The organism is Paenibacillus sp. V4I9 (assembly GCF_030817295.1).
Classification (GTDB): domain Bacteria; phylum Bacillota; class Bacilli; order Paenibacillales; family NBRC-103111; genus Paenibacillus_E.
The window spans coordinates 3,218,982-3,232,316 of record NZ_JAUSZE010000001.1 but is presented as its reverse complement, the minus strand read 5'-3'; the positions used below and the strand labels follow the sequence as shown (position 1 = coordinate 3,232,316).

Genomic DNA, 13,335 nt, shown 5'->3' with positions numbered 1-13,335 from the left:
ATCGGCACATTCGGCCAAAATGGCCATACGAATCGTTGTCACTCCCCAAATTGAGGCCTCACTCACTTCAACTGTCCGTCAACGCCTACCGCTGAACCGTTTGATCGCTTCCTCGGTCACAGGCGCGAATAGGTTAACCAGATTGCCGTCGGGATCGCGAAACAGCACAGCACGGTTCCCCCACGGCATCGTGGTTGGTTCCTTTACCCACTCGTCGACAAACGGCTTCAAGCGCTCGTATTCGGCGTCGACATCGTGGACGCGAAACTCGATGATGACAGTGTGATTGTCGGCCGCCACTGCGGAACCAGCGCCGAACAGTTGCACCGTCTGGGAGTGGCCGATCGCCAGGGTGCACGATGGCACAACGAGTTCGGCAAAGACGGGTGCGGGGCGTTCCGCCGAAACACCCAGGACTTTCTCATAGAACTCGACGAGACGATCCACGTCGTCGGTAATGATGCGTACAGAAGCAAAATTCACGAGATACCATCCTTCCTATAATAAATGATACAATACCGTATCATATCATTTTGGGCCAGAATACTTCGCATTTATCTCCCACTCCTTTATGTTTACTTACTACGATTATAAAAAAACGCTACTGACAACAGTATGTCAGTAGCGTTTTAACATTTTTTCGGCTTCCTCGCGAATCCGATTCCGGAATGATTCAGGCTCCAGTACCATCACATCCGCTCCCCAGCTAAGCACCCATTGCAGCGATTCGTCCAGTTGGCGAACTCGTAAGACTACGTACAACCCATCTTGCTGCTCTTCCATGTCTTCCATGTAAGTGTAGTTCGCTTCCTTCACCTTATCAGCCATGTCCTGATTAAATCGAAGGCTAACTTGCATGTGCCGATCATCCTGAGGGGTGTACTCCCTTAGGTTAAAATGGGCGGGCAGTTCGAAGCGATCCTCCAGATCGATAAGTGCCGATATTCGGGACAAACGGAAATGTCGAATGTCTTGGCGCAGATCGCAATGAGCCACTAGCATCCACGATCCTTGAACGAGCACCAGTCCATAGGGAGCAACCGTACGAAAACTATGGCGATTCTCCTCGGAATCCACAAGTCTTTTTATATAACGAAAGCTGATCTTTCGCTCGTCCAATATTGCTCGACGGATCTTTTCGAGATATTCCCTTTCTTTTGAAGGCGTAATCGGTTTATCGGAAGGGAGCAAGCGCATAGCCTTGCGTACTCGAGAGGTTTCATTACGAACGCTCTCCGGTAGAATAGCTTCGATTTTCCCGCGAGCGGCTTGAGCCTTGACACGGTAATCAGAATCAAATCGTTGCTCGATAAAGTCCGTTCCAATGAGCAAGGTTACGGCTTCTTCTACCGTGAAACTGACCGGCGGCAGGAAATAGCCTTCCATTAAAGAATATCCTGTTCCTGTGGCTCCAATGATCGGCACGCCTGCCTCACTTAGAGCCTGAACGTCGCGGTAAATGGTCCGCACGCTGATTTCAAATAGGATTGCCAAATCTTCGGCTCGTACCACTTTTTTTCGTTGCAACTCCAGCACTATGGCTAACAAACGGTCTGTTTTATTCATTGGCCGCCTCTCTATAAACCTTAAAATTAACGTATGCGCAACTCATTCTCTACAAAAGACAAAGAATCCCTCATATACATCAATATATATATAAGAGTCACACCTGACAATGGAGTAGTTTCGTGGCTTAAGCTAACGGAAAACTATAGTTCAATCATTACATGACGGCAGCCGGCACACTATCGGCTGCCTTTGTCTGTTGAAATAACGGGCAGAAATGCGTAACAAAAGGTAATTTAAACGTAAATGTCGAATTGTGATTAAATTGAGAAAATTGACAGGAGGACACCGTGAAAATTTGGCTACTTAAAAGTGATAACGAATATAGGAGTCTTCAGTTAACTAATTTTAAAGAAGATCATGAGAAGAATTTCAAAAATGGTTTCCTTACAGATCCAGATCTAGCTCTAAGGTGGGTGGCGCCTAGGGTTTATGATTATGAGTCTGATGGAATTAGCGGGGACTTTCCTCATTTTTGGGCTGGATCTGGAATTCCTGTATTCAGTGAACGAGCAATCAATATATTAAAAGAAGTTATAGCGTGTTCGGGTGACATACTTCCGCTGTATCATCCAGATAAGCAATATAATGTTTTTAGGGTAACAAATACTTTGGATGCTATCGACTATGAAAAATCAGAAATTGAAAAATTGATTACGGGCTTAACTGTTGGTTTTCAAAAGTATGCATTTATTCCGGAAAAATTGAACAATCAATATATCTTCAAAGTGTTTTTAAATGAGAGGATATATTCAACAGCGACATTTGTAACAGATGCTTTTAAAGATATAGTAACAAAGGCTGATTTGAAAGGTTTTAACTTTAAACAGGTATGGGAACTTTAATTACCAAGCATGCTAGTATGCTGCAGGTGGGCAGGCTCAGAAACCTCAAGTCAGAGGGCGTTAAACTAACTTAAACGAGAATTAACACAGAAGATGTTAACTGTTTTAATGGAGGTGTCTTTTTGTCAGGAATCCCAACTTATAAAGAATTCGTGGTTCCATTTCTAAAACATCTTGCTGATGGAAATCAACATACGATTAATTCAATAATCAATAAACTAGCAGATTATTTTAACCTTTCTGAGGCGGATAGGCGCGAACGTGTGAAATGTGGAAGGCAACTTAAATATCGAAACCGGATAATATCTGCTAGGACCTACTTATTAAAAACAGGTTATGCGGAATACATAGATGATAATAATCTTGTTATTACTGAAACAGGGCGGTCTTATTTGAAAACTTGGGACTAAACTAACGAGTAACTGATAGTTCAATCAATAAAGGATGGGCAGCCGGCCAGATGATCGGCTGCCTTTTCTCAAAATAACGGCAGAATACCGTGGAAATGCCACTTGGATAATATTTAGCCTTAAAACAAAAACATGGTAAATAAAATGAAAACTATGTGATAATATTTGTTGGGCACGTGCGGTTTGATAAGGGGGGAGCCATGAGAATGGTTCCCCTACTTTATTTGCACTTTTATCATCAAGTTGAGTTGTTCGGGTAGTTCTAACAATAGCCTCAATCGATTAATTAAAGAAAGTGGAAGTGTAATTCGATAATAATTAGCTTCCGGTTGGAAGTTCTTCTTTGCTTGGAGCCGCGAGCTTTTCGACCCAGAAGGTCTTTACATATTCATCCATCATCGGCGCTTGCCATTCCTTAATTGCTTGCTTTAATTCCTGCCAATCATCACGCTTAAGTAGTTTTAGCAAAGTTTCAACGCCGTGATCAATTGGAGAGTCAAGAGATAAACCAAAAGCTGATCCAATTATCATCACTAGATTTTCCGGTAGTTCTGATATTGCTTTATCCTTTATGTATTCATAAGCAGAAAAAGATTTTGATGTGCCCTTTTCATAATCATCAGGCATTTCGGCTTCAAAAGTATGTTGAAATACGTATTTTTTGTTGCCTCTTTGTTGCGCTAATACCTCAAGCTTATGATTGATTGTTATGACTGATTTCAAAGCTGAGGGCGTTCTTCTTGCGTTCTTCTTATTAAATTCGGTTATGTCAAAGTCATGAATAACTGTGTACGGAATACCAAAATTATTCAAAATGTTAAGCACAACGTACATGGTTGGTTTACCAGCACAATTTACAACGGATGTTCTATTGTATGCTTCGGCAGGTAAAGAAGCTTCTGTAATAAGTTTTTCGCCAATTAACTTAAAGGCAACTACTTCTGTATCGCCCTCAACTAATACCGCGCGGTCAGCGAAAAAGACTTCATTAATATGAGGATTAAATTTTAACAATGCCTGGAATTGTTCTACTTCATCTCCAGGCAAGCCATAAATGTCAGAGCTTACTTGATTCACCTCGATAATTTTATTTGAATCTACGGATAATCTCACCAGAGTTCTATGGGGTTTCGATAAATCAATAAAATTAGGTGAGTGAGACGTAGCGACTATTTGAAACAAGTTATCATCCGCTAAAGAGTAAAGAGTTTCTTTGAAAACTTTAGCAATATGAGGGTGTAAATATAACTCTGGCTCTTCAATGGCGAATATTAATGGGCGATTGAAGAGCATATTCTCTTTCGGATCACTTGGGAACTGGCTTTTAAATTTTCTGAAACCTTTAAGGATGGAAAGGATAAACGTTCTTTGTACACCATTACCTTGAAAATCAATATCTGTTTCAATACCATTATAATTAAAGATTGGGCTGACAGATGTACTAACAATTTCATCCATTGGTTTCACATTTACTTTGAAATTTATAGATGTCGAAGTCACGTCATTAAGAAATGCTTGAACCTCCGATTCAAAGAACCTTATCTTGTGATCGTTATGTTGATTTATTTTTTCCTGTAATAGCCTTGTTTTCGTTTCAGCTTCTGTGTATTCATCCAATGAATGAATAATTTCTTTATACAGTGCGGTCAGCGTCTTCATATTATCAGACCCGGACTTTATTTCGTCTCCCGCATTCTTTACTGCCGGTATATATATAACCTCAGGGAAAACATTAATAAAGTGAGAAGCATTTTTACCTCCACCGAGCTTTCCATCCCAGCCTTCATCATCTAAATCATGAGAAGGTGCTCCAGTCACTTTGGCAGCTCTTTTAATGTCTTCCTCAAAAGGATAAATGGCTCTAACGATAAAAGTATTTGTATCAGAGTGCATAGAAGCCCTTATTCCATGCATATCAGCTTCTTCAAATGTAATCTCTGTAAATGTTGCATGGAAAGATACCGGATTTGACGTATCATGTTTATAGTAATATTTCCTATCCAATTTTTGAGCTGAACCAAAAATTTTCAGGGCTTGAAGAATAGTACTTTTTCCGCAATTATTTGGTCCGATGATGACTGAAATATTTTCAATGTCAATACTTAGTTCACTAATTCCCTTAAAGTTGCGGATTGTTAACTTAGACAGTTTCAAAATTCCCATCCTCCATGTAAAGTAATAGAAAATATTTTGGCTAAGCTATAAAAATTCGACAAATTGGAATTAAATTCCTCTTTAGGGGGGCGGGCTAACCTAGGGGGAAGCAAAATCCGAGTCTTTTGGACCTAAGGCTCTTTATGAAGTCGAACGAGTTGGACTTTACACCTTAAAGAAATCTTAACGAATTTCCCGAAATTAATGCCTCTGCCACGTGCCAAAGGGAGAGGTTGGAAGTAATATCACTTCGAAAGAATTGCTGTCGAATAATTAGTGAACAACCTTCAACTAACGGGAGAACGATAGCACCATGACAACAGGCTGCCAGCATTATTGGCAGCCTGTACAGGTCACGTCCAGTTTAACGTAACAAATTATTACCAGAGACCCCTCTAATAAAGTGGGTAGGATAAAGTCTTTTTTTACCAGGAGGAGTGAAAATATTGAAAAAGTTAGTTTTAGGCGTAGCCTTAACACTTGCCGTATGTGTATTTAGTGGTTGTAGTGCTTCGTCTGAAGCTGAAAAGGGGAATTACATTATTGCAAAGGAAGAGCAAAGAATCTTAGTAGCGAAGCAAATTTCTAAGAAGGATGCAGAAAGTAAGACCTTTGCTACCTTCAAAAAGAGTAATATCGAATTAGTCTATTATATTGTAGAAGATTCCCAACTCTACAACGAACTTAGGGTAGGCGAAAAAGTTAATGTAACTCCTAAAACAAATGACAAAGGCGAATATATTGTAATACAATCCGATCCCCCTCAAATTGTAGCTGGTGAGATAGAAAGACAAAAGGATTGATTAGGTTATTATGAACGAGAACCATATAATAATCGTATCGTCGTTAAGTTCCCTCGATATGAAATTCGATTTTCCCATTGCTGTGTTCCAGTAGGAACTCTCCATACTTTAAATGTATTTGAATATGCAGTAGATACATGAATAACCATCTGTCCATCACCTTCAGGCAAATAGACCCAATTACCTTCAGGAGCAGGAATAGTTTTTATGCTCATTAAAGATGGTTGTTGTGCATAAGCTACTCTATTGAATATCAAAAGAAAAAAAGCAGTTACTACATTGATAGTTAGTTTTTTAATCATGCAAAATTCACCTCAATTGCTAAAATGCTCAACTCGGTAGAAAATTATTTATTTATGGTCTATCCATGCGGTTATGCGAAGGCTTGTGGAGCGTTCGTGAAGTGAGAATGGAGTAATGTGTTAGTGCATAAATTTATGGGAATAATACATACAAAGCGTTATGGGTGGAATTATATGAGAAAATTATATTGTTTAGTGATTGTTGTTTTGATATTGAATTTGCCAAATTCGGTTGTTTCTGCAAACATCGAAATCCCTCAAAGATTGAATACTGCTGATGTTGTTTCAATTCAAATCAGCAAGGGTTTACATGGTGCATACACAAAAACTTATAAGGCTAAACGATTTTGGGAAAAGCACAAAATAATCAATGTAGTTAACTGGATACATAATGCAACAGAAAATAATGTTGAGAACGATATTGTTGTACATGGCTATCCAGACTTATTACGAATTGATGTTAAAAATGGCGAGAATATCTATATTTCATATGCTCATAAGTGTGATGTGAGAAAAAATGCAGATTCAACGGAATACATTTGTAAGCCAATCGACGGTTACTTGAGATACAGTCAGGGCGAAGAAACAAAATTATTACAGTCTAAACAATTGTTTGATTGGTTGCAATCGCTATGAGAAGAACGGACAGACATATTGGTAAGGCATTAGAAATAAATAGATAATGCGTTACAAAGGCATCATCACACGATGGTGTTTTTTTATGTTCATCTCGCCGCAGCTCCATTACAGGGGCTTGGTCGTAGACAAGGAAATAAGTATTAGACTGGTCGGGTCATTAAGCTCCCTCAGAGAATAAGGATTTTCTCACGAATGCTCGCTCATTCGCAGGATTTCAAAATGCATGTTAAATAGGAGTTCCGGTGTTTAGGTAGTGTGTGGCAGGCAGTTCCGTTAGAGCGCATGCGGGAACAGAAGGTGTTGATGTATTTACAACATCTTCCATAATAAAGTTATGATGCACGCTTCTCTCCACAATATCCTTGGGGATTCACTCTCCCAAATCTCGACGGGTCTTTGCCCTCACATTCCTTCGTCCTATCTATCCAAGGTGTGGAGTCCGATCAACGTTAACGGAACGGGTCTATGCCCTAAAGCGTAAAAATCTCGGTACTCCGTGCTTTCTTTGTGAAATCCTGCGAATGAGCCAATCTACGTGTCAGGGTTACGATTTAATTTTTATGCTGCTAACGGTAGCTGGGCCTTATCCATGGAGAATGTTTGTCCTTCTCTTGCCATGGCTACAAGCATCCGGGCCAGTTTCCCAATCAGCTTCATCATGGACTGCATTTTCGTCATTCGTTTCACTTCGGTATTATGCGTATGCATGGCTTGGAACGCTTCATTGAAAGATAACAGGTGAAACACAGTGAAGTAGAGATGCTTGCGCAGTAGCGAGTTGCCTCGTTTGGTGAGCTTGATTTGCCCCTTATACTTGCCTGAACTTCGTTCTGCTAAGTTCAATCCTGCCTTGCGCAATAATTGATTTCCGTGAGACAGCTTACGTAAGTCCCCGCCAAATGCCAATATGGCAGCCGTTGCAGGAACGGAAGCACCGACAGATCGAACGAGATCAGAACAAGGAATTTCAGGCAGTATCTTTTCAATCATCTCGTCCGCTTCGTCAATAATTCGGCGGATCCTTTCATACTCTTCGATGAGGTGCCTCAGCTCCCATTTGTCTTCTTCAAGGGCAGTAGTGTCTCCCACGCTATGTCTAGCGAGTGATTGAAGTTCCAAAGCCTTGTTCGTACCTCGCACCCCGCCAGGTCTGGCCATATACTCACCCCAGATCTGTACCATTTGCTCCGGAGTTAGCTGTAATAGGTCAGAAGGGGCTGGAAACCGGCGCAAAGAGGCCAACGAACGATCGCTAAAAATATCATCAAATGCTTGTCTGTATTCTGGAAAACGGATATCGAGCCAACGATGGATTCTATTCTTAATCCGTCCTGATTTAACAACCCAGTGCTCTCTGTTCGTAACCATAACCCGTATCCGGCGGAATGCTTCATCCTTTGGAGAAAAGGGCGTGTAGAACCCACGACTCACCGCATCGGCGATGACCAGAGCATCTTTTGGGTCGTTCTTGGAAGGTGAGTTATCTCTATTTTCTTTATTACGTTTGGTTGTCATTGGATTGACAAGAGCCACATCAATTCCTTGACCAACCAACCAGTTGGCAAGATTGAACCAGTAGTGACCGGTGCTCTCCATTCCCACAACCAAGTCATTCATGCCGTACATCTTCTGTAATTTCCGAATACTGTGTTCTAGATGCTCATAGCCGGCTAGGTCATTGGAGAATAGAATAGGGCGCTTGGTGAGGACAATACCTCGAAAATTAATGGCTTGTGCAGCATGATTCTCCTTGGCAATGTCGATGCCTATGACCAGAGTGGTAGTAGAGATTCGTTCTACACGTTGATTTTGAGAATTAATTGGATTAGACTTCATAATAACGCCTCCTAAGGTGAGTTCTGAGGGCTGCAACCCAGTACATACTCATCCTAGCGAGGCGTCCTTTTTTCTGCAAGTTCCATCTATTAACACCTACAGGAATGTTAACGGGCAGGATAGTGGAGTAACGTTGAATTCATTTGCGATACGGTTCTCCATAATTAATTGTCTGGTAATGTTGAGATTGTCTGAGAATACCGCAATATAGAGAGAAACACTTGCTTTGAGTTGCGAACGTATTGCTTATTATATTAGTGATATAAGAACGTAACATTTTCTCTCACTTTTATGTCTATAATTATGGGGGTGATTATTGTGAGCAAATTTATTTCAATTATTATGTTGATGCTAACGATAACTGGCTGTTCGTCGGCATCTTCTACCGCAGTGTCTAATAAAGGTTCATATCCGAGTGCCATCGTATGGCATGATACGCTATATGGAGTTTCTGCATATGAAGTTGCTTCAAAAGATATTGGAAAAGAGTTAGGAGAAATCAAGCAGATTGTGGTACCAATGCCCAAAAACAATGGGGATTCAAATGATAAACTTGGAAAGTTGTATGAATTAAAAAGTAAGCAAAACTTTGAGGTTCTCGCACTAGAGTCAAATGGACATTATTTTGAGGTGCATATTTTAGGACCGTTAAATCATTGAACTAACGAAGAACGATAGCTCAATAAAATACGAAGAAACAGCAGTCTGCATAAATGGCTGCCGTTTTCTCAACTAACGGGCAGATTATCTCATTTGATGAATGGAAATTTCCTTCCTTCAATGATGCTGTTTTTTAATTATCATTAGAATCATCTTGTTTAAAGTCGATTCCATGGAAATGCTCCTGTTCGTTTTGGAAACGTTCGTCAATTTCATAAAGTATATTCAAAAACACGAGTCCAGTTACTTTCGATATGGCAAAAAAGAATTTGATTGTGATGTCTAAGTAGCGGTCCGTATCAAGTTTTGCATCTTTTTGGTTAAATACCTGAGCGCGCATCCTTGTCAACCCATTCTCCCAAGGCTCCCTCTCTTTCGGACCGAACTCAATCTCTTCGAATACAAACCCAGGAGACAGAGGGTCACTTCTATGCGTTATTGCATTACGTGTTTCTCTAACATCAGAGAGTATATCGCAATCATTTTCAAATTTATTTAATTCTTTAGTTATATCATGATTGGGATACTCTCGGGTCATTAAATCCTTTACTTTGTGGTATGAAACCATTCGCTCGCTTAAACCTAGTCCCATTGTAATATTTATCGCATGGGCCATTTTTTCCAGCAGGCCAAATGATCTGTACATGAAGTTTTCTAGGTAGTATTCAACGATCCCACTGTAATAAATTATTTCCTCACTAATATTGCTCTCTGAGAACATATCCTTTAGCTTCTCAAAATAAACAGCGTGAGCGCAAATTACGGACATACGACATATATCCCAGATACCAAAAATATCAATTCTCCATGAATTAATGACTGGGAAGTATTTTAGGTGCTGATTGAACATAAAAAAGATTTCTTCATGAGATTCAAGATACTCGTTATAACTCTCAGCCGTACTCCGTAAAAAATCAGGAAATAAGTCTTGATGTTTTATATAATCATCTTCTGCAACATTGAACATATATTCCCCCCCTTTCCAATAAGTTAATGTATTTTGGAAGATAAAACAATAAATAACCGCTTTTCACTGGATGAGAAAAAGCAATCGTTTGATGTAGTAGGACAATTAGTTTGCAAAGACAAAATAATACTTGGAACTAGTGCCTGAGATATGGTACTTGCAGAAGTAATTGATCATGTTAATTAGGGACTATAAAAAATAAACATAGATACTCATTACAATAGATATATTGATAAGAATTCTGAATTTGAAAGTAAATTAGGTGCTCTGGAACAGCATGCGAATATAATATTAATAAATAGAGATGGTGAAGCCATCGTTATCAATGGGGATGTTATGAAAATAATAGCGTTCAGCTAACGGCAAACTATAGCTCAATAAACATCAGGAAAAGGCTACCGAAATCAATAGATCGGTTAATCTTCTCCGCTAACGGCCAGTTTAGTGTGAGCACCATAATATGGTAATATAAATAGTAGGTCGATATAGAAATGGAGAGTGGGCGACCGTGCATGATGAGTTTATATGGGGGATTTTTGTCGCTGAAAATACAGGGCGTTTTCCAAATTTCTTCCCAATTGCCTTATATACTACACGTGAAAAGGCATTAGAAGATATTGATACATTACCAAAAGATACGAATTATCAATTGCTCAAACTTCCTCTGAATCGTAACTTCGCTTATTTTCATAAAAAAGGTGGGAAATTGGTAGGTATGGATAATATCTATCATGAGCACTTTCACTTTAAAAACAATAACGAATAACCCAGCGGAAACATTAGTTCAATTAAAGACAGCGCAGAGACTTTAATGTTCAAGTCTCTGCTACTGCTGTTTTATTTCGTGCTATGTGTCTTAACTACGAGAAGGAAACGGCCCAAGAAATTGGTATTGGTAGCCCATGCTATATACACATGAAATAAGTATTTAGGGAATAAACGTTCTTAATGTGACATTAAAAAGCGGCAGGAAAGTTTAATAAATTTAGCGAATATCTTCCTACAGAAACAACACAAAATTTATGATTATTTAAGTCCCAAATTGAAGGAGTCGAAAAATGCAAGAAACCTTTAAGGATTTATATAAAAAGCATTTTCTGGAACTTTATACAACAGATGATATTTTTACAATGATAATTAGAGGTCACCTTTACATTGAAGCATCTATTGTAAAACTTATTAATATGAATTTACCAAAATCGGAATATCTGAATGTATCAAGATTAGACTATCAATTAAAAGTGAATTTAGGATGTGCAATGGGGGTTATTCCAAGTAATCTTGAGCCGAGTTTAAAGCAACTGGGAAAATTGCGTAATAAGTATGCTCATGACCTGAACTATCAATTAACCGAGCAAGATCAAAACGATATAACTAATACTATTAAATCAAATCTTGGGGAACCTGCGGATTACCTATTTGCTTTTTCTAAACAGTTTCCCGATGGTGTTAGAAGATCGATATTGGCTATTTGGATGTATTTGGAGATGGAAAAGGCAGTTAAAGAAAATAAAGAAATTAATATCATTGCGGATGTGATTGGTTTCGGAACAGAACAATTTGGTTTAAGCTCAGAAGACATGCAAAAGAGGATGCAGGATAGAATAAAGATATGGAAGAGTATGAAGTAATTAAATTTTCTACGCAGCTTATTGTAGCTAAATTTTTGATATACAGGAGGGATAAATAATTGTTTTATTTAACTTCGTTTAGAACAAAGAAGAGTAAACCAGGTTTTCATTTAGTCGGAGATAATTGGAACGATTTTGGCTTCTATACCCTCTTTAAGTTATACTATCTTGACGCTGATTTAAAAGAAACCGAAATAGGGTTTGTCAAAATAGGTTATAAAGGCCAAGAAGTTGGAGCTACAAATCTTCCTAATAGTTTCGATGAATTACCAAATGGACATTTTTCTTTGGGACAAGATGTGAAATTCTATAGTACAATTCGTAGGTTGGGCGATGATATTAGAATAGATTGTCTAACAGGCTTAAATGATTTAGCTTACGATCAAAAATTGTATGATGAAGTAGTAGATGAAGAAGTTGTTAAAACATCATTGTTAAGAGAATTGAATGTAAAAACTGTAACCAAGCAATTTAGAAGAATTGCACACGGTGGTGCAATTTTAACTAGATATAATTTTGATTTTAACATTACTACTGGAGAACAAGCCCCTGCATCAACATTCCATTTTGAAGTTGATCCCGAATCATTACCCCCAACTAATATTCATACAATTATTGGTACTAATGGGGTGGGGAAAACAACTGCACTTAAAGGAATTGTTGATGGTTATTTAAATGATAGCTTAAATGAGGATTTTACAAATGCTATTTTTATCTCCTTTAGTGTATTTGATAAAAACGGTCGTTATGAATCATCTATTACTAAAGGGAATGAGTACTACTATGTTGGAGTTAAAACTCATGAATCGAAAACCAAATCACAAGAGGATTTAAAAACGGAATTCTATAGTTCAATAAGAAGCATTCTTTCAAAAAAAAGACAATATTACTTACATAGAATGTTGGAAATTTTGAATGCTGATTATAACTTAAATAGTTTTGGATTAATTGATATTTTAGAAGAATTTTTTACTACTCCTCAAGATATTAAAGCAATTGAAGAGTGTAGTTTAACATTTAGTCAGATATTTGATTGTCTAAGTTCAGGACATCAAATCATTTTATTATCAATATCCAAAATTGTTGAACTTATAGTTGAAAAAACATTAATACTAATTGACGAACCGGAAACTCATTTACATCCGCCTTTATTATCAGCATTTATTCGTGCTCTTTCTGAAATAACAATTTCTGAAAATGCTGTTGCTATTCTAGCCACACACTCACCGGTAGTTTTACAAGAAGTACCAAAGTCATGTGCATCTATAATACGTAAACACGGTAATCAAATTAATATCCAACGCCCTCGTTTTGAAACTTTCGGGGAAAATGTAGGTGTTTTAACAGAGGAAGTATTTGGATTAGAAATACCTAAAACAGGTTTTCATACTTTACTTAGAAAAATTGTAGAAGAAGACCCGGATTTTGATGAAGTTGTTGAACGTTTCAATAATGAACTTAGTATCGAGGCTAAATCTGTTATAAGGACATATATAAACGAAATAAAAGGTAGTTAAGAGGG

Annotated in this window: 14 protein-coding genes; 8 read left to right on the top strand and 6 right to left on the bottom strand. The window is 38.3% G+C overall.

Translation table 11 applies throughout. The features are described from left to right. Nucleotides 1–78: 78 nt before the first annotated feature. Both QFZ81_RS15040 and QFZ81_RS15035 read right to left on the bottom strand, forming a co-directional pair. The gene (locus QFZ81_RS15040; RefSeq protein WP_307603323.1) at nt 79–483 is read right to left on the bottom strand and encodes a VOC family protein; all 405 of its coding nucleotides are present in this window, start codon (nt 481–483) and stop codon (nt 79–81) included. A 135-nt stretch (nt 484–618) separates the two neighbouring features. Then, entirely contained in the window at nt 619–1,566 is a 948-nt protein-coding gene (locus QFZ81_RS15035; protein WP_307603322.1) for a helix-turn-helix transcriptional regulator, read from the bottom strand. 290 nt (nt 1,567–1,856) lie between these two features. Between QFZ81_RS15035 and QFZ81_RS15030 the strand changes: the two genes are divergently transcribed. Both QFZ81_RS15030 and QFZ81_RS15025 read left to right on the top strand, forming a co-directional pair. Further along, complete coding sequence (locus QFZ81_RS15030) at nt 1,857–2,411, top strand: imm11 family protein (protein WP_307603320.1); 555 nt, start codon at nt 1,857–1,859, stop codon at nt 2,409–2,411. A 122-nt stretch (nt 2,412–2,533) separates the two neighbouring features. After that, nucleotides 2,534–2,821: a winged helix-turn-helix domain-containing protein gene (locus QFZ81_RS15025; RefSeq protein WP_307603318.1), complete on the top strand. Its 288-nt coding sequence runs from the start codon at nt 2,534–2,536 to the stop codon at nt 2,819–2,821. A gap of 318 nt (nt 2,822–3,139) precedes the next feature. On the opposite strand, the gene QFZ81_RS15020 is transcribed toward QFZ81_RS15025, so the two are convergent. Further along, nucleotides 3,140–4,975, bottom strand: a complete 1,836-nt coding sequence (locus tag QFZ81_RS15020; RefSeq protein ID WP_307603316.1) for an ATP-dependent nuclease — start codon at nt 4,973–4,975, stop codon at nt 3,140–3,142. Between the two features lie 446 nt (nt 4,976–5,421). Between QFZ81_RS15020 and QFZ81_RS15015 the strand changes: the two genes are divergently transcribed. Continuing rightward, the gene (locus tag QFZ81_RS15015; RefSeq protein WP_307603314.1) at nt 5,422–5,778 is read left to right on the top strand and encodes a DUF3221 domain-containing protein; all 357 of its coding nucleotides are present in this window, start codon (nt 5,422–5,424) and stop codon (nt 5,776–5,778) included. Nucleotides 5,779–5,786: 8 nt separating this feature from the next. Here QFZ81_RS15015 and QFZ81_RS15010 read toward each other — a convergent pair whose 3' ends face one another. Beyond that, nucleotides 5,787–6,080 carry a hypothetical protein gene (locus QFZ81_RS15010; RefSeq protein WP_307603312.1) on the bottom strand — a complete coding sequence of 98 codons (294 nt, stop codon included), beginning with the start codon at nt 6,078–6,080 and terminating at the stop codon, nt 5,787–5,789. A gap of 174 nt (nt 6,081–6,254) precedes the next feature. Here QFZ81_RS15010 and QFZ81_RS15005 point away from each other — a divergent pair, with 174 nt between their 5' ends. Beyond that, nucleotides 6,255–6,716, top strand: a complete 462-nt coding sequence (locus QFZ81_RS15005; protein WP_307603310.1) for a hypothetical protein — start codon at nt 6,255–6,257, stop codon at nt 6,714–6,716. Nucleotides 6,717–7,277: 561 nt separating this feature from the next. Here QFZ81_RS15005 and QFZ81_RS15000 read toward each other — a convergent pair. Beyond that, nucleotides 7,278–8,555, bottom strand: a complete 1,278-nt coding sequence (locus QFZ81_RS15000; protein ID WP_307603308.1) for an IS110 family RNA-guided transposase — start codon at nt 8,553–8,555, stop codon at nt 7,278–7,280. A 318-nt stretch (nt 8,556–8,873) separates the two neighbouring features. Between QFZ81_RS15000 and QFZ81_RS14995 the strand changes: the two genes are divergently transcribed. Next, the gene (locus tag QFZ81_RS14995) at nt 8,874–9,215 is read left to right on the top strand and encodes a hypothetical protein (RefSeq protein WP_307603306.1); all 342 of its coding nucleotides are present in this window, start codon (nt 8,874–8,876) and stop codon (nt 9,213–9,215) included. Between the two features lie 133 nt (nt 9,216–9,348). Here the strand turns inward: QFZ81_RS14995 and QFZ81_RS14990 are convergent, their stop codons facing one another. Next, nucleotides 9,349–10,182: a Cthe_2314 family HEPN domain-containing protein gene (locus QFZ81_RS14990; protein ID WP_307603304.1), complete on the bottom strand. Its 834-nt coding sequence runs from the start codon at nt 10,180–10,182 to the stop codon at nt 9,349–9,351. A 508-nt stretch (nt 10,183–10,690) separates the two neighbouring features. Here QFZ81_RS14990 and QFZ81_RS14985 point away from each other — a divergent pair. The 3 genes from QFZ81_RS14985 to QFZ81_RS14975 all read left to right on the top strand — a co-directional run bounded on the left by QFZ81_RS14985 (nt 10,691) and on the right by QFZ81_RS14975 (nt 13,330). Beyond that, nucleotides 10,691–10,948: a hypothetical protein gene (locus QFZ81_RS14985; RefSeq protein WP_307603302.1), complete on the top strand. Its 258-nt coding sequence runs from the start codon at nt 10,691–10,693 to the stop codon at nt 10,946–10,948. Between the two features lie 292 nt (nt 10,949–11,240). Continuing rightward, nucleotides 11,241–11,813, top strand: coding sequence for a hypothetical protein (locus QFZ81_RS14980; protein ID WP_307603300.1), 573 nt, complete (start codon nt 11,241–11,243; stop codon nt 11,811–11,813). A gap of 59 nt (nt 11,814–11,872) precedes the next feature. Then, a complete protein-coding gene (locus QFZ81_RS14975) occupies nt 11,873–13,330 on the top strand; it encodes an AAA family ATPase (protein WP_307603298.1) in 1,458 nt (485 codons plus the stop codon). The last annotated feature ends 5 nt before the right edge of the window (nt 13,331–13,335 follow it).